Source organism: Blastocatellia bacterium, from assembly GCA_035275065.1.
GTDB lineage: Bacteria > Acidobacteriota > Blastocatellia > UBA7656 > UBA7656 > DATENM01.
Map to the genome: position 1 here is coordinate 94862 of DATENM010000031.1, position 17584 is coordinate 112445.

At 60.1% G+C, this 17584-nt stretch carries 10 protein-coding genes; 4 read left to right on the forward strand and 6 right to left on the reverse strand.

The annotated features are described in order from the left end of the window. Position 1 precedes the first annotated feature (1 nt). The 6 genes from VJ464_06155 to VJ464_06180 form a co-directional block, all read right to left on the reverse strand. Positions 2–598, reverse strand: a complete 597-nt coding sequence (locus VJ464_06155; GenBank protein HKQ04695.1) for a hypothetical protein — start codon at positions 596–598, stop codon at positions 2–4. 19 nt (positions 599–617) lie between these two features. Further along, the gene (locus VJ464_06160; protein ID HKQ04696.1) at positions 618–1151 is read right to left on the reverse strand and encodes a YbjN domain-containing protein; all 534 of its coding nucleotides are present in this window, start codon (positions 1149–1151) and stop codon (positions 618–620) included. A gap of 74 nt (positions 1152–1225) precedes the next feature. Beyond that, positions 1226–3055: a bifunctional homocysteine S-methyltransferase/methylenetetrahydrofolate reductase gene (locus VJ464_06165; GenBank protein ID HKQ04697.1), complete on the reverse strand. Its 1830-nt coding sequence runs from the start codon at positions 3053–3055 to the stop codon at positions 1226–1228. 247 nt (positions 3056–3302) lie between these two features. Further along, a complete protein-coding gene (gene ald, locus VJ464_06170) occupies positions 3303–4415 on the reverse strand; it encodes an alanine dehydrogenase (GenBank protein ID HKQ04698.1) in 1113 nt (370 codons plus the stop codon). A 132-nt stretch (positions 4416–4547) separates the two neighbouring features. Continuing rightward, on the reverse strand, positions 4548–6077 hold the full coding sequence (locus VJ464_06175) for an aldehyde dehydrogenase family protein (protein ID HKQ04699.1): 1530 nt from the start codon (positions 6075–6077) through the stop codon (positions 4548–4550). Next, complete coding sequence (locus VJ464_06180; GenBank protein HKQ04700.1) at positions 6053–6397, reverse strand: hypothetical protein; 345 nt, start codon at positions 6395–6397, stop codon at positions 6053–6055. Before VJ464_06180 ends, VJ464_06175 begins: the two co-directional genes overlap by 25 nt. Before the next feature lie 430 nt (positions 6398–6827). Between VJ464_06180 and VJ464_06185 the strand changes: the two genes are divergently transcribed. From VJ464_06185 to VJ464_06200, 4 genes are all read left to right on the forward strand, one after another. Beyond that, positions 6828–7322, forward strand: coding sequence for a nuclear transport factor 2 family protein (locus VJ464_06185; GenBank protein HKQ04701.1), 495 nt, complete (start codon positions 6828–6830; stop codon positions 7320–7322). Between the two features lie 834 nt (positions 7323–8156). Next, complete coding sequence (locus VJ464_06190) at positions 8157–14558, forward strand: RHS repeat-associated core domain-containing protein (GenBank protein HKQ04702.1); 6402 nt, start codon at positions 8157–8159, stop codon at positions 14556–14558. Between the two features lie 204 nt (positions 14559–14762). After that, entirely contained in the window at positions 14763–16154 is a 1392-nt protein-coding gene (gene lysC, locus VJ464_06195; protein HKQ04703.1) for a lysine-sensitive aspartokinase 3, read from the forward strand. Between the two features lie 131 nt (positions 16155–16285). Next, positions 16286–17524, forward strand: a complete 1239-nt coding sequence (locus VJ464_06200) for a GAF domain-containing SpoIIE family protein phosphatase (protein HKQ04704.1) — start codon at positions 16286–16288, stop codon at positions 17522–17524. The last annotated feature ends 60 nt before the right edge of the window (positions 17525–17584 follow it).

Consider the following 17584-nt stretch of genomic DNA (forward strand, 5'->3'; position numbering starts at 1 on the left):
CCTACTGGTTCGGCGGTTTTTCTTCCGCCGCTTTCTTCACGTCGGTCGTCCGCTCTTCCCTGCCCACCGGCAGGCCGAGCCGTTGGCGAATCTCGCCGCGCCGCTCGCGCGTTACCGCTGACATAGTCAGGTAAATCGTGTCGAATTCGGCGGCGGTCAACGGCGTCACGCTGCTCAGCAGGTACTTGTAGCCGATGTCGTTATCGCTATCGACAAAGAAGCTGCCCAGCGTGATGGCGTCGTTGGTCGAAAGCAGGTATTGGAAGACCTCTTCCTTGTTGGTCACATTTTTGACGTTGCCGAAGTTGTAGACGTAGAAGCCGACCAGATTCTTGCGGCGGTCGTTGGTGATGACGATGGTGGTCTTGCCGCCTTTCGGGTCGTTGTAATTCGACACCACCATGTCCGCCGTGCTCTTGGCCGGATCAATGCTCGCGCCGAGTTTTTGCAGATAGAGCTTCGTCTTCTCGGCAAAGGTCAGCTTCGGCGCCGGCGGCTTCGGCTTGGGCGGCTGAGCCTGCGCCGGGTCGGTCTGCGCGCACACCGCGCCGGTGATGAACATGACAACGACGGGAACGGTTAGAATCAGTTTTCTCATAAGCATCCGGTCCTCAGGCTCACGGTTTCTTCAACGGGTCTTTGTCCGTCTGCTCATTGCGCATAAAGCCATCGAGCGTCGGCACGTATTCGTCGGTGATGCGCAACAGTTCGATGACGGATGAGCGGAAGGTTTCATAGCCGACGCCGTCTTCGGTCGAAAACGTAAAGCGCGCGCCGATGTCGCCCTGGTTGTCAACGAAGAAGGTCGCAAAGGCGCGATGATTGGCTTCCAGCAATCGCTGAAACAACTTCTCGCGGTCGGCAACGCGCGCCAGATTGAAATAACGCCCTTTGAATTTCGGGTACGCCGTCAGCACCAGTGTCTGATCGGCGCGCCGCTCGACGTAGAGATCAATGCGGTCGGCGTTCTGGTTATCGGTGCTGGGCACGACCAGCGTGTCGGCGCTGCGCGGGTGCGGCACCGATTGCATCTCCATCTTGTCGAGATAGACCTTGACCGTCTGTATGCTGATGCCCTTCTGCTGCGGCGTCGCAAAGGCGAGCCCCAGCAGCGCCGCGGCCAGTATCAGCATGGCTATAGATCGTTTCATTATCAAATATCTCCGCAATCGTCACCGGTTTCTTGCTGAGGGTATTTTACCGCCAAACGGAAACCGGAAACCAATCAGAGCACGCTGAAGACGTCGAGCGCATACTGCACCCTGCCGAACGGCGCGCTGACCTGTACGCCCTGCACCAGGTGGCGCACTTCCATCAAAGTTTCGCGGGCGATGGCCAATCCTTCTTCGCGCGCCGCGTCCTTGTCGGTGACCCGCTGCATCCGTTTCAAGATCGCTGGCGGCACGACGACGCCGGGCACTTCGTTGGCCAGGAACTCGGCGTTGCGATAACTGACCAGCGGCCAGATGCCGGCGATCACAGGGATGCGGTAAGGCGCGATGCGCTTCAAAAAGTTTTTTAACTGCTCGACATCAAACGTCGGCTGCGTGATCGCGAACTCGGCGCCGGCCTCGACCTTCCACTGGAAACGGCGCAACTCGTATTCGAGATCGACGGCGCACGGGTTGACGCCGACGCCGACATAAAACGAGGTCGGGCCGCCGATGGGATTGCCGCCAATGTCCAGGCCGTGATTCAAGCGGTTGACCATGTTGACCAGGCCGATGGAATCGATGTCGAAGACGGCGGTGGCTTCCGGGTATGGCCCCATCTTCGGCGGGTCGCCGGTGATGATTAAAAAGTTGCGCAGGCCGAGACCGGCAGCGCCCAGCAGGTCGCTCGTCATGCCGAGCAGGTTGCGGTCCCGGCAACAGTAATGCACCACACATTCGATGCCGACCTGCTGTTCGATGATCGTCGAAACCGCCAGCGCCCCCATGCGCGACTGCGCGCGCGGCCCGTCCGGCACGTTGACCGCATCAACCCCCGCCTCTTTCAGCAAGCGCACACTTTCTAACATTTTCGAGGGGTCGCAGCCTTTCGGCGGCACGATCTCGACCGAAGTGACGAACTGGCCTTCGCAGATTTTCTTAGCGAAAGCGGACTTCTCGGCGCGCGGCGTCACCTGAACGCGAGGCGCGGACTCTTCGATGACATAGCCGCTCGCCGCCGGGCGGCCGGGGCGGAGCGCCGCGACGGCGTTGGCAATCTCTTTGATGTGCCGGGGCGTCGTGCCGCAGCAGCCGCCGACGAACTTGGCGCCGGCCTGAATCAAGCGCTTGGCGTACTTGGCCATGTAATCGGGCGACGCCATGTAGAACAGCCGCCCGTCCACCTGTCGCGGCAAGCCGCCGTTGGGCTGCGCCGAGAGCTTGCGCCGGGTCACTTCGCGCATCTTTTCGATGGCCGGCAGCATCGTCGCCGGGCCGACGGAACAGTTCAGGCCGATGACGTCAGCGCCCCACTCGTCCAGCCGCCGTGTGAAGATTTCCGGCGACGTGCCGTAGCTCGTGTTGCCATCATTCTGGATGGTGATCTGCGCAACCAGCGGCAGGTCTGTGAGCGAGCGCACGGCGAGTATCGCTTGATGAATCTCGGCGATGTCCGAGAAGGTTTCCAGCACCAGCAGGTCAACGCCGCCTTCGACGAGCGCCTGCGCCTGCTCGCGAAAGATGGCCTGCGCTTCTTCGGTCGACGTGGGGCCGTAAGGCTCGATGCGGATGCCGAGCGGCCCGAGGGCGCCGGCAACGAAGGCGCGGTCGCCGGCGGCTTCGCGGGCGATGCGCACGGCAGCCGCGTTGATGTCGGCCATCTTGTCTTGCAGGCCGTAGCCGGTCAGCTTGATGCGGTTCGCGCCGTAGGTGTTGGTCTCGATGATGTCAGCGCCGGCCTTCACGTATTCGCGCAGGAGGCCAAGAACGAGGTCGGCGTTCGTCAGGTTCAGCTCATCATAACAGCGGTTGATATAGACGCCGCGCGCATAGAGCATCGTCCCCATCGCGCCGTCGAAGACGTAGACACGGTCATCGGTGACTGCGTTGCGAAAATCTTTCATAAAGCAAAATCAAAAGCCCCGCGCTAAACTGCGCGGGGCCGAATCCGGGCTGTTTAGCAGTCTTTTTACGTGGAGCAAGTTGCCTGAAATCGCCACGTTAAATTGTCAACGTTGACAATGTACACGCCGCGACGATGCAAGTCAATTGTAGGGTAGTGGGGCCAAGGTGTATTGAGCAGGGGCAGCCGTTGCGGCAGGCGAATTGAATGATCACGCTGCCGCAGATGCGCCGGTCCCTTGAGCGGCTTTAGATCAATTGATCTATGGGCGTGTACGGCAAGCCCTGATCTTCGGCGACCGCTTCATAAACCACTTTGCCCCGATAGGTGTTGACGCCCTGCCTCAGGTGCGCGTCGCGGCGGAAGGCTTCTTCCGGCCCATGCTTCGCCAGCTTCAAGGCAAACGGCAGCGTCACGTTCGTCAGCGCGAATGTCGAGGTGCGCGGCACCGCGCCCGGCATGTTGGTGACGCCATAATGCAGGACGTTCTCGACATAGTAAGTCGGCGCGCTGTGCGTCGTCGGCTTCGTCGTTTCGATGCAACCGCCCTGATCAACCGCCACGTCAACGATCACCGAGCCGCGCGGCATGTTTTTCAGCATCTCGCGGGTCACCAGCTTCGGAGCCGCCGCGCCCGGCACCAGCACCGCGCCGACCACCAGGTCCGAAGCCGCTACCGATTCGGCGATGGTGTAAGGGTTTGACGCCAGTGTGCGTATGCGGCTGCCGAAAATGTCATCGAGATAGCGCAAGCGTTCAAGGTCGCGATCAATGATAATCACCGCCGCGCCGAGGCCCACGGCCATCTTTGCGGCGTTGGTGCCGACCACGCCGCCGCCGATGATCGTCACGCGGCCCGGCGCTACACCCGGCACGCCGCCCAGCAAAACGCCGCGCCCGCCGTTGATCTTCTCAAGATAAAACGCGCCGACCTGCACGGACATGCGGCCCGCGACTTCGCTCATCGGCGTCAGCAGCGGCAGGTGGCCCTGGTCGTTGGTGATCGTTTCGTAGGCGACGCCGATGACGCCGCTATCAACCATCGCTTTCGTCAGCTCGCGCGCCGGCGCCAGGTGCAGGTAAGTAAAGAGCATCAGGTCTTCGCGCAGGAAGCCGTACTCGGAAGCAATTGGCTCCTTGACCTTAACGACCATGTTGGCGCGCGACCAGACCTCTTCAGCCGTGTCGAGCATCTCGCCGCCGGCCTGGACGAACTCTGCATCCAGGATGCCTGAGCCTTCGCCGGCGCTCTTCTGCACAATGACTCGATGTCCCGCATCCGTGAGCGCCTTGACGCCAGCAGGCACCAGCCCGACGCGAGACTCGTTGTCTTTCACTTCTTTCGGTAATCCGACGATCATGATGTCTCCTTGAAGGGAGTCAGGAGTCAGGAGTCAGAAGTCAGAATGGAAAGGAGAATCGGCGGTAGTGAGCGACCTCGTCGCGTCTCCTTCTTCATTCTGACTCCTGACTTCTGACTCCTGACTTCTTCTTTATCCAATCCCACTGGTGATGGTGTCGATCTGCGCGCGTTGCAGCTTGCCTGAATAATCAACGTAGACGGCTTTCCATTCCGAGAAGATGTCTAAGACCTGCGTGCCGCCTTCGCGGTGGCCGTTCCCCGTCGCCTTGGTGCCGCCGAACGGCAGATGGACTTCGGCGCCGATGGTCGAAGCATTGACATAGAAGATGCCGGTCTGCACGTCTTCCATGGCGCGGAAAGCGCGATTCGTGTCGCGCGTGTAGATCGAAGCCGACAACCCATAGCGGACGCCGTTGGCAATCTCGATGGCGTGGTCGAGGTCGCGGCATTCGATGACCGAAACGACCGGCCCAAAAATCTCTTCCTGGGCGATGCGCATCTCTGGCCGCACGCTGGCAAACACCGTCGGCTCGATGAAGTAGCCGTACTTGAGATCGCCGCGCTCGGCGCGCTTGCCGCCCGCGAGCAGCTTCGCTTTGTCTTCGCGCTGGCCGATCTCGATGTAACTCAAAATCTTTTCCATCGCCTCTTGATTGATCACCGGGCCGACGTCCGCTTTGTCGCTCAGGCCGTTGCCCAATCGCAGAGACTTCGCGCCGTCAACGAGCAGGCTGGTGAACTTCTTGGCGACCTTCTTATGAACGACGACGCGCGAGGCTGCCGTGCAGCGCTGCCCGGAAGTGCCGAAGGCGCCCCACAAGACGCCTTCGACGGCAAGCTCGAGGTCGGCGTCTTCCATGACCATCACGACGTTCTTGCCGCCCATTTCGAGCGAGCAAATCTTATCGCTGGCCGCCGCCGCCTGGCCGACGATGCGGCCCACGTCGGTCGAGCCGGTGAACGATACCAGGCGGACTTTCGGATGATTGACGAGCGCCGCGCCCGCCGCTTCGCCGTAGCCGCTGACGATGTTGACGACGCCCGGCGGCACGCCGGCTTCCGTCAGCACCTCGACGAAGTTGTAGGTCGAAAGCGGCGTGTCTTCCGCGGGCTTGATGACCACGGTGTTGCCGCAGACGAGCGCCGGCAGAATCTTCCACGAAGGGATGGCCATCGGAAAATTCCACGGCGTGATCAGCGCGCAGACGCCGATGGGCTCGCGCACGCACATGGCGTACTTGCTCGGCAGCTCGGCCTTCGTCGTGAAGCCGTGCAGGCGGCGGCCCTCGCCGGCGATGAAGTAGGTCATGTCAATCGCTTCCTGCACGTCGCCGCTGGTCTCTTTCACGACCTTGCCCATCTCGCGCGTCATGGCGCGGGCAAACTCGTCTTTGCGCCGAGTCAACAACTCGCCGGCGCGAAAGAGAATCTCGGCGCGGCGCGGCGCCGGCAGCTTGCGCCATTTCTGGAAGGCGGCGGCGGCGGCCTGCACCGCCCGGTCGGCGTCTTCGGGAGCCGAGGCCGGGAACCGTCCGACCAGCTCGCGGGTGTCTGCCGGGTTGCGGTTTTCGATGTAATCACCGGATGACGGCGCGACCCATTCGCCGTTGATATAATTGCGATAGGTGTCGGTTTTCACCTTGCTGGCGGGCTTAGCCATAACGAAGTAACCTCCCTGGTTGTTGGTGTGATGAAGATGGCAGGCGCGGCGCTCTGGTCGGGATATTTGTGGCACACATAACACGGCGTCGTCTGGTCGGGCGGTTTGCCCTTTTTGGGATGGCGCGGCGACATCGGCGCGACGCCGGCATCGGGCGCGTGACAGGCCCAGCAAGCTTCGCGCTTGGTGTCGCGGGTGACCGCTGTATGTTCGGGCCGCACATTGAGCGGCGGCGCTTTGCGGCTGACAAGCCATAGGAAGGTGAAGAGTCCGACGACGCCCAGCGCGATGAGCAAAAACCAGAGGTCTTTCTTATTCATAAAGCTTCGAGCCGTAACTCGTGCGGGTACATCCTAAATGGCGAATCTAACAAAGCGCACATGGGGTGTCAAGAAAGGCCGGATGCGGGCCAGGGTCTATTCATTCTCCGGACTTGAACCGCCAAGACGCCAAGGACGCCAAGAGAACACAGAGCTTTTCTTGGCGGTCTTGGCGTCTTGGCGGTTTATATCCCCATGGTTATTCGAGAATGAATAGGCCCTGGGATGCGGGCAAAAGCCAGGGGGCAAAAGATAAAGGGGCAAAAATGATTGACGGAAGCCAGAATAAATCCTGTCTCGCGGGCGGCGCGTAGAGTCATTGGCCATTCGTCGGGCGCGGGCATCGCCGCCCAGGCTTTGACGTTTGGCTTCCGGCCGATTACTTTTATGCTCGTTGCGCAAACGGGCAAAACAACCAAGGAGACAAACAATGAACCGACCCGTGAAAGCCCTTCTCGCCCTGACGCTGACGTTGATGGTTGTGCTGATTGGCGCGGCCCAAGCCAAAGCGCCCGCCCGGCAAGCCGGCGGTGACGCCGAATTCAGAAAGCTCATCACAGACTACTACGCCGACTGGAGCAAGTTTAACACCGACGCGCCTGCGAAGTATTACGCCAAAGACGCCGACCTCATCTTCTTCGACATCGCGCCGATGAAGTACACCAGTTGGAAAGAGTATAGCGAGGGCGTGCAGAAATATTTCTTCGCCACGGCCAACAGCGCCACGCTGACGCCGAACATGAACGACTTGAAAATCACCCGGCGCGGCAATGTCGCCTGGACGACGGTGACCTTTCGCCTCTCGATTGCGCCGAAAGCCGGCGGCACACAAGCGCTGGACGCGCGCCACACGGCCATCTGGGAGCGGCGCGGCGGTCACTGGCTGATCGTCCACGAGCATGTCAGCGTGCCGCTGCCCGGATAAGTCGGACGGCGTGACCTGCGCCCCGAGCGCCGGGGCACAAAGCCGGGAGGACGCCAGGGCGATCAGGGACTTAGTCTTTCGCGGCAGGCTTTTCGCCTTTCCACCCTGGCGTCTATCTTCCGCGCTTGTCTCCTCAGCACTTGTCGAGCCAGCCCGCTGTAGGCCGGCCCGCGGTTTTGTAATGTACGCCACCTATCATAACAAGGGTTCGATTCGCCGTGGCATGGATACTTCAGTACCAGGTGTGGATACCACGGTCCGAGATAATGGCAATTCGATTCCCACTTAATTTCCATCAGCGCACCGTGCCGTCGAGCCGCGTGGCCCGGCCCGAATGGTAATAAACATTATAAGTATCCCCCACGAGTGACTTAGCTTTTAAGAACCGGGCTGCGCATTCTCGTTGTAATTCATGGCACATTAGATGCTCTTAGGAGAGTCGGCAACACTGACGTTCAGGAGTTGCTTTGATCCACTGACCGACTAGAAACGGGTCGGGAGATGAGTAGGGCAGCCGCGTTGCTGCGGAATGAAACGCGTCGTTCCCACCTACACGCGCCCTTTGGATTCAAGATCGCTTCACCGAGAGGTCACGCTCTCACACTCGGCGCTCCGGATAAGGACCTCTCGCCAACTGAACCGTCAATACACCGCACGCGGGCCTGCTGAACTTTACGGAGCGGGCGCGGTCCATACAGTCCAGGTTGCTGCCCGATGGCGGACAGGGAAACTTGTGCGTCAGGGCGGCGCCGGCGGCTGATCAGTCCTTTCACGGCGACAGCCGCCGAGAGAGAACAGGTGTTGTCAAAAACCCGCCCTGACGGAGGTATTGTCATGAAGTTTGAAACTCAAAGAAGAGCCCAGCGCTCACTCGCCTGCACACTGACGATAACGCTACTGCTTTTGCAGCCGCTTCCTCTAACCGTGGCCCAAGTGCGCGAGACAGCGGACATCGCCCGGCCTTTCAGCCAGACGCTTTCGGATCAGACCCGGCAATCCGGGGAAGACTCCAAGGATACGCCATTCAAGCTGCTGGGCATGGAGACCGCCGGCGAACGGCTGAGCCGGCTGATTAACGAGGCCCGCCCCGCCGAACGGCTTGGCTCGCCCAAGCTGCCGCCGCCGGTCGTCCCGCCGCGCCCGCAGGCCGAGGGCCTGAACTTTTTCAACGGGCCGTTGCAGTTCACAACCATGATGGAGAGTGCGGCCAGGCCCGCCTGCGGCTGCAACGGCGAGCCGACTTATAATCAAGGTATCAGTCTGATTGCCCAGGAAAAAACCAGTTGTCAGAACGCCGGCGCGGTTCCGGGAATTGCCCAGGATACCGGACATGCCACGGTGTTTCTGCACAATGGCGAATTCTTTCTTTATCAGGTCGATCTCGAAATCAAGGGCAGAGGGTTCAACTGGAAGTTCGAGCGGAAATATCGCAGCGGCATTAATTTCGAGGGGCCGCTGGGTCACAACTGGGAATTCAATTACAACCGCCGGTTATTCATGGCCGATAATGGCGACGTCATCCGCATGGATGGCGAAGGCCGGGCCGACCGCTATACGCGCAACGGCGCGACGTTTATCGCGCCCGCCGGTTTTTACACGCGGCTGAACCAGAATATAGACGGGAGTTTCGTCGAGCGAGATAGGAATGGCGCCCTGGTCTTTTATTCCGCACCCGACAATCAGCACCTCTGTCACATGACGGAGCTGCGCGACCGCAATGGAAACCGCATGCAGTTCAAGTACAATGACGCCAAGCAACTGAAAGAAGTTATTGACACGCTTGGGCGGTCTATCGCTTATCGCTATAACACTAGCGGTCACCTCGCCGAAGTCGAAGATTTCACCGGGCGCAAGATCACCTTTCACTACAACGATGAAAGAACGACGGCGCGCACCGGGCCGGGCGACTTGATTGCCGTCACCTCGCCCCAGGTCGTCGGGACGCCCAAGGGCAACGATTTCATCGCCGGCAAGACCACTCTATTCCGTTATAGCTCTGAGTTCGCTGACGAAAAGCTCAACCATAATATGGTCGAGGTGGTTGCCGCCAACGAGGCGGCGGCATCGGGGCCGCCGCGGGTCACGGTCGAGTATGACAACGATGTGAATTCTCCCAACGCAGACCGCGTGCTGCATCAACTGATCGGCGGCGTAAACCTGAGCGGCGTGGCCGCCGGCGGGACGATCTCTTATCAATATCAGCCGCTGGGCACTGCGCCAGCCGGTGACTTCGACACGGCGGTATTTCAAACGACGGTGACCGACCGCAATGGCAATCTTACCGAGTATCGCTTCAACCAACTGGCCAACATCGTGCGCGTCAGAGAATTCACGAACCGCCACATCCGGCGCGGCGACCCTGGCTTCTTCGAGACGCGCTACGAATACAACCAGGACGGCGAGATGACGCGCATGGTCCGGCCCGAAGGCAATGCGGTTGAAAACGTCTACGACGAACACAACCCGCTGAGGTTCGGGCAGGGCAATCTGCTGAGCCGGACGACCAGGCCCGACAGCAAGCGCGGCGGCGATCAGGCGTTCATCCAAACGACCAGGACTTATGAGCCGGTCTACAATCGGCTGCGCACGGAGACCGAACCGCGCGGCAACGACCCGGCTTACGCGCCGCAAAATGGCGGCACGCAGTCGGCGCAGAGATACACCACGACTTACCTCTTCGACTATCAGGAAGGGACGAACTTTGCCGGGCTTGCCGACGCGTTGGGTGTGAGCGTTGCAGAGGTAATGCAAGTGCTTACCAGCAACCATATTCCTATGGCACTCGGCGACGTGAACGGCGACGGGCACACCGATCAGATCGCCGGCAATGTCGTGGCGGTCATTCATCCCACCGTGAATTTGCTGCCGGATTCCAACATGGCGCAACTCGAAGGCCGCCCGCAACAGCCCATCGCCGAATTTTTCCGCTACAACCAGTTCGGCCAGATAACGCAGCACGTTGACGCCGAATCGAACATTGATACCTTCGAGTATTATCCTGAGAATGACCCCGATGGCGATAAGCTGAATCTGACCCCCGGCATTCTCGATGGCCCATTTGGCTATCTCAAGCAACAGACTATTGACGCCGCGGGCGGCCCGACGGACAACACCGCCCTGCGCGATTCGCGGACCAACCCCAAACCGGCGGCTATCAAACATGTCTACTTCTATGATCGCGTCGGCAATGTCATCAAAGAGGTGGATGGCCGCGACATCGCCACAGAGTATTCCGTCAACGAGCTGAACCAGGTGGTCGAGATTCGCCGCGCCGCCGACACGCCGTCGTTCAATTACCGCATAGACATCTTCTACGACGCTAACAACAACGTCATCAAGCGCGAAGTCGAGAACCGCGACTCTAACAACCAGAGCCTGCTGGGGAATTCCATCGAGCACCGCTTCGTGTATGACATCCTCGACAACCTCGTCGAAGAACGGCAAGAAGTGAGCAAGACGCCGGGCGAAGCCGTGGTGACCAAGTACCGCTACGACCGCAACGAGAATCGCGTGCTAGTCATCAGCCCGGTCGCCAACCTGCCCGTCGGCAGCCCCGAACGCCAGCCAAGCAATGTCGTCAGCATGATCTTTGACGAACGCGACCTGGTATTCACCTCGACGCGAGGTGGCATGGTCAACGCATTCCGCGTGCTGCCGGCGTACGCCGACATTGCCGAAATCGGGCTGATCCCGAACAGCGCCGACATGGCGACCGGCGAGCGCGACTACGACGGCAATCGCAATCTTGTCCGAACGGTTGATGCGTCCGACAACACGGGCGACGGATTACCCGAAGCGACGCTGCACCTGTACGATGGCTTTGACCGGCTGGTCAGCGACGTGGACGCGGTCGGCAACCAGAGCCTGATGCGCTACGACCCGGCTGGTGACGCCATCAGCACGTCGCGCTTCGGGCCGGTCGGCGGCCGCAGCGCAGTCAACTCGGTCGCCGCCACGCTCGACCAGCCGCTGCGCGTCGAGAATCTGCGCCAGCCATTGTTGAGTCAGGCCGAGTTGAAATATGACGAGATGCGCCGCCTGTTCGAGCGCGACGACCGGCTGTTTGATTACCGCAATCAAGGCGTCCGCTACGACCGCGCGCCGCTGCTTAGAGACGGGCCGCTAGGCCAGTCGAATGATGGCCTCGTCGTAACGCGGTACGAGTATGATCGCAACGGTCGCCGCACGCACGTCATCGAAGACGACCTCGACACTCGGCAAACTTTTTATGACGGCGCGGACCGCGCCATCAGCGAGGTTGACCCCGAAGGCAACGAGGTCGCCAGAGAGTACGATGGCGATAGCAACGCCATGACCGTGATTGAGAGGGAGTACACGCAACGCCAGGACGTTGCGGCGCACCGCGCGCCCGCCCTGCAAGAGACCTTCACGACGATCAACGTCTACGACCGGCTCAACCGCCTGATCCGCACCACCGACAACCTGGGCCAGACGATCCGTTACCAGTACGACAGCCGCGACAACCTCATCCAGCGGAGCGACGCGCAGCACTCGCGCGACGATGCGCAGTTGATTGCTGACCCGCTCGGTCGTTTTCCGGTCGCCGGTCAGCTGGTTAGTAAAATCAATCAGCCCGGCAACACGACGGATTACTTCTACGACGGGATGAATCGCAAGATCGCCGAGGTGCGCCAACTGCGGGTTGGCGGCCAGGGCGGCGGCGCTCTCGATACGAGCAACGCGGCCAACCCCGACGGGTTGATCGTCAACAGCTGCGACTGGGACGCCAACAGCCGTCTGATCGCAATGGCTGATGATGGCAGCACGCCCGGCGACCAGAACACCAACGTCGGCATCATTGACTCGGCGGACCCGAAAGGCAACATCACCCGTTACGTCTACGACGACCTCAACCGCCGCAAGCAGGAAATCTTCGACGACGGCACGATCCGGGATTACGTTTACGACGGCGACAACAATCTCCTGCGTGTGGTAGATCAAAACGGCACGATCCTGACGAGGCGCTTTGACGGCATCAACCGGCTGGTGCAGATTGATGTGAAGCGCGCCACGTCGCGCACCCCGCACCGAGCCGGCGGCTTCAAAGACCCGAACGTGAGGTGGCAAGTCACCGGCACAACCTTGCAGCGGTTTGAATACGACGGCTTGTCGCGGCTGACGCTGGCCTTTGACAACAACGACCCGGCTGACCCGCTCGACGACCAGCCGGTGACGTACTCCTACGACTCGTTGAGCCGCGTGCTCGAAGAACGGCAGTGCGAGTTCCCCGTGTCCAGCCGCTGGGCAGGCGATAATAACCGCGTCGGGCTGGTCTACCCGAATGGCCGCGCCCTTGACATCACTTACGACCACCTCGACCGCATTGACACGATCAGCGACGCGAACACGGGCGCTACGTTGGCTGCTGCGCCGATTGTTGACTACTCCTACATCGGCCCCGACCGCGTGCTCGAACGCGTTTATGGCAATGGCGTGCGGCTGACGCACCTTGATGGTGATTCTCAGCACGACGTAGGGTACGACGGAGTCAAGCGCGAGGTCATGCGCCGCCACCTCGACCGGAATGGCGCGCTGATCGCCGGGTTTGAATACAGCTACGACCGGGTGAACAACAAGCTCTCTGAGAAAGAGAGCCGCACAAACCAGACGCCGAACCAGCCAGCCCGCGTTGAGAGTTACGAATATGATTCAGCGTACCGCCTCACGAAGTTTGACAGGACAGGCGATGACCTGGACACCTGGCAGCTTGACGGCGTCGGCAACTGGGCCAAGCGCCGCAGCCTCGCAAACCAAGCCAATAACATGAACGAGTACACGGTGTTCGGGCGCGTTGCCGGAGCGACAGCGGGCATTCCCTTGCAATCCGGCAGCGCACAGTTTCATGACGACAACGGCAACCTGCTGGATGACGGCACGAACCTTTACGAGTACGACTTTGCCAACCGGCTGCGCAAAGTTACGCGTAAAGCGGACCGGGCCGCCGTTGCGATTTATTTCTACGACGCGCACAACCGGAGATTTCAAGCGACTGTGACCAACAGCCGCAGCGTGAGCGGAAATATAAACGGCACGGTGCGATATTTCTATGACGGTTGGCAGGAGATCGAAGAAGTTTCAGTCAGCTCGAATTTACAACGCGCCGGCGCGACGCAGCAATATGTTTATGGCCTGTGGATAGACGAGCCGCTGACGCTCGACGTAGACGGCAACAACGATGGCCGCATTGAGCCGAGCGACGCGACAGGCGACGGCGACAGTGACCGCTTCGATCAAGTGAAGGACAAGCGATTCTTCTACAGCGAAGACGGCAAGCGTTACATCGCGGCATTGACCGACCATCACGGCGCGGTCGTCGAGCGATATCGGTACGATGCTTATGGCATACCAACGATCACCGACGCCGCCGGAACGACGCACAGTCAGAGCGCCGTCAACAATCACTATCTTTTCGCCGGACGCCGCTTCGACCCTGAGAGCGGACTTTACTATTATCGCCATCGCTATATGAATCCCCAGACCGGGCGATTCATTCATCGCGACCCGATTGGTATGTGGTCGGATGAAGTGAATCTCGGTAACGCCTACGCTTACGTGGGCAATAATCCGATCAATTATGTAGACCCCGATGGGCGTTTCTTCTGGGTTATTTTAGCAATCGCTATTGCTCTAGCTACTGTACCGGGAGATTCAGGCGAAGGCGTAGGCTGTGCACACTGTACTGGACGCATTCGTAAGCAACAAAATCCTTATCAGCCAGAGCAGCCAAGAGCACAATTAAGCCCAAACGGACAATTTGTAGCGCCCCGACTTAGTTCTTATAGTGACAGCCTTGCGCCAACAGATAACCAACTACAAGGCTTTACGCTGCCATTGCTGAATTCCACGCCGACTTCCTCTGGTCAGGATTGGAGTGAGCCACACCAATTCTTTCAAGCGCCGCCTTTCTTCAGTTTTACCGAGCAAGATCATAGAGAACTGGTTGGCGGGTTGTTTAATCGACCTTTCAGTTTTGGAGGATTTGAGGGCAGTAATTTAATTATTAATATACCACAGCAACCTGGAATAGTTGCGGCTCCCGATGCGGGGGCTCCCCAGGCAGGCTCAAATTGCAGGGCCGTGTGTATTCGCTACGACGGTGACCAACCAGTATGGGGTGGGTATGTTAAAGGAACACAGCCTGGCCCTGCGGGGGCTAGGGGGGCGTGCAAACTGATAGGCGGTATGACTCTAAAAACAAAGGACTGTGGTGAATGAGGACAACCTTGCAATAAAGACACCAGGCTCTAGTAAAAAGAGATGTTATATCTTCTTTTATGTGGCTGCCTGTTCTAAGTGGCATCAGGGTGTGATTAACCGACAGCCAACGGGGAACGTACTTTACTTACACCCAGCAGCTTTTGCGAAATCGCTCGCCATCGCGCAGTGGTCGTTGGTATAACCTTTAGCCGGGGTGAACCAATGATCGTCATGAAATTCGGCGGCACGTCGGTGGGCGATGCCGCCGCCATTCATCAAGTCGCGGAGATTGTTAAGAGCAAACTTCACCGCGCGCCGGTGGTCGTCGTCTCGGCAATGACGCGCGTGACCGACGCCCTCTTAAGCATCGCCCGCATCGCCACCGAGCGGCGCTATGAAGAAGCCGCCGCTATCATCGAAGCCTTACGCGAGCGCCACCTTGAAACGGCGCGCGCTTTGATGGCGGGCTGCGCCGACACGGGCAGCTATTCGCTCGAATGGGCCGCGCACAGCATCGATTACCAGTTCAACGAATTGACCGGGCTGGCGCGCTCTGTGGCGACACTGGGCGAGCTGACGCCGCGCAGCCAGGATGCCGTCGTATCGTTCGGCGAACGCTTGTCGTCGGTGATCGTCACCGCGGCGTTCGCGGCGCGCGGCATCCGCGCCGAGCTGGTTGATTCGCGCCAGTTCGTCCTCACCGATAAACAGTTCACGCGCGCCGCGCCTGATATGGCCGAAACCCGACTGCGAACACGCGCGGTCTTGTTGCCGGTCGTCGAATCGAAGTGTGTGCCGGTGGCGCAAGGCTTCATCGGCTCGACCGCCGATGGCGTGACGACGACCATCGGGCGCGGCGGCTCGGATTATTCAGCGGCCATCATCGGCGCGGCGATTGGCGCCGAGGCGATTGAGATATGGACGGACGTTGACGGCTTGCTGACCGCTGACCCGCGTGTCGTCCGCAACGCCCGCCGCATCCGCGTCATCTCTTTCACGGAAGCCGCCGAGCTGTCGTACTTCGGCGCCAAGGTGCTGCACCCATCAACCGTCCTGCCGGCGGTCGAGCAAGGAATTCCCGTCCATATCTTCAACACCCACAACCCGACGGGCGAAGGGACTTTGATTGTCTCGAAGCCGCCGCGCACCGCAAACGCCATCAAATCCATCGCCCTCAAACGCGGCGTCACGATCATCCACGTCACCGCGACGCGCATGCTGATGGCCTATGGCTTCCTGCGCGCGCTGTTCGAGGTCTTCGAGCGCCATCAGACTTCCGTTGATGTCGTGACGACTTCGGAAGTCTCGGTTTCGATGACCCTCGACAGCGCCGACAACCTCGAAGCCATCGAGCGCGACCTGCGGCAGATCGGCGAAGTCGGCATCGAGCGCGACAAGGCGATTGTCTGCGTCGTCGGCGAAAACCTGAAGTCCACGCCGGGCGTCGCGGGCCGATTGTTTGGCGCCATCGGCGATGCCAACATCAACATGATCAGCCAGGGCGCGTCCGAGATTAACCTCACGTTCGTCACAGACGAGCGCGATGCCGCCGTGGTTATCGAGCGTTTGCATGAAGCGTTCTTCACAGAGGCTGACCCGGCGGTCTTCGCGTGAGATTTGATTCTTCGAGATATGATGAGAAGATTAAACACCGAGGCACGGAGGCACGGAGGCACAGAGTCTTCCCCGTGCCTCCCCTGTGCCTCGGTGCCTCGGTGTTTCATTCCGATTCCAAAGCAGACGCGATGCCAGTACATGAACAAACTATTGCTACGCTGATTGACGCCGTGCGCCGCGTCAGCGGCTCGCTCGACCTCGACGAAGTCCTCGACACCACGTTCGACTCGCTCAAAGAGCTAATCGATTATTCGGCGGCGGTCATCTGCATCATTGACCCGCCGACGCACGCGCTCTTCGAAGTGCGGACGCGCGGCTACCCGCCGCAGGTGATCGGCGACGACTTCCTGCAATCGGGCGGCGGCATCATCGGCTGGGTCATCAAGAACGCCCGCGGCGAGATCGTCAACAACGTTAAGAGCGACACGCGCTACGTCAAGGCGCGCGCCGAGACGCGCTCGGAGATCGCCGCGCCGCTCATACGCGCCGATGGCGCGGTGATCGGCGTCATCAACCTCGAAGCCGACCGCGTTGATCGCTACAGCGAGCGCGACCTGGAACTACTGACCATGTTCGCGGCGCTGACGGCCTCGGCGGTTGATCACACGTTGCTTTACCGCGAAGTCGTCAGGCAGCGGCAGGCCGAGAGCGAAATCGAGCTGGCGCGCAAAGTCGTCGAAGGGTTGTTGCCGCGCGCCTTCCCCAACCACAGCGGGCTCGACATCTACGGGACGACGATCCCTGTGCGCGAAGTCGGCGGCGATTATCTGGACGTGATCGATCAGATATCGGATCGGCTCGGCGTGCTGGTGGCCGATGTTTCGGGAAAAGGACTGGCGGCGGCGCTGATTATGGTGACGTTTCGCGCCTATGTCCACGCCACCGTCATCAATGAGCTGGCGATGCGCGTCGTGATGACGCGCATCAGCCGGCTGGTACACGAAGCGACCAACGGCGACCGCTTCATCACGACTTTTTACGGATTGATTGACGTAGAAAACAAGCGGCTGATGTATATCAACGCCGGCCACAACCCGCCGCTGTTGCTGCGCAGCGACGGCAGCAGCCAGTTGTTATCGCACGGCGGCCTGCCGCTCGGCGTGTTTGAAGAGGCGCGCTACTCGGAATCGGTCGCCGAGTTACGTTCGGGCGACGTGCTGGTGCTATACACCGACGGCGTCGTCGAAGCGCGCAACTCGAAAGACGAGATGTTCGGTCTGCCGCGGCTTGAACAGTTGGTGCGAGCCAACGAAAGCGACCGCGCTTACGACATCGTGCAGGCGGTCACCAGCGCGGTTTACGAATATACCTTTGACATGGACGGCCCCGAAGATGATCTGACGGTCATGGTGATTAAGGTAAAGTGACAAGTGACAAGTGACAAGAGGAACGGCGTAGGCCAGAATCAACCAGGAATCGGAGTGACA

Bases quoted from the DNA above. Each gene is read 5' to 3' on its own strand.
- VJ464_06175 (HKQ04699.1), bottom strand. From the start codon at position 6,077: ATGGCTAAGCCCGCCAGCAAGGTGAAAACCGACACCTATCGCAATTAT.
- VJ464_06185 (HKQ04701.1), top strand. From the start codon at position 6,828: ATGAACCGACCCGTGAAAGCCCTTCTCGCCCTGACGCTGACGTTGATG.
- VJ464_06190 (HKQ04702.1), top strand. From the start codon at position 8,157: ATGAAGTTTGAAACTCAAAGAAGAGCCCAGCGCTCACTCGCCTGCACA.
- VJ464_06155 (HKQ04695.1), bottom strand. From the start codon at position 598: ATGAGAAAACTGATTCTAACCGTTCCCGTCGTTGTCATGTTCATCACC.
- VJ464_06200 (HKQ04704.1), top strand. From the start codon at position 16,286: ATGCCAGTACATGAACAAACTATTGCTACGCTGATTGACGCCGTGCGC.
- ald (HKQ04698.1), bottom strand. From the start codon at position 4,415: ATGATCGTCGGATTACCGAAAGAAGTGAAAGACAACGAGTCTCGCGTC.
- lysC (HKQ04703.1), top strand. From the start codon at position 14,763: ATGATCGTCATGAAATTCGGCGGCACGTCGGTGGGCGATGCCGCCGCC.
- VJ464_06165 (HKQ04697.1), bottom strand. From the start codon at position 3,055: ATGAAAGATTTTCGCAACGCAGTCACCGATGACCGTGTCTACGTCTTC.
- VJ464_06160 (HKQ04696.1), bottom strand. From the start codon at position 1,151: ATGAAACGATCTATAGCCATGCTGATACTGGCCGCGGCGCTGCTGGGG.
- VJ464_06180 (HKQ04700.1), bottom strand. From the start codon at position 6,397: ATGAATAAGAAAGACCTCTGGTTTTTGCTCATCGCGCTGGGCGTCGTC.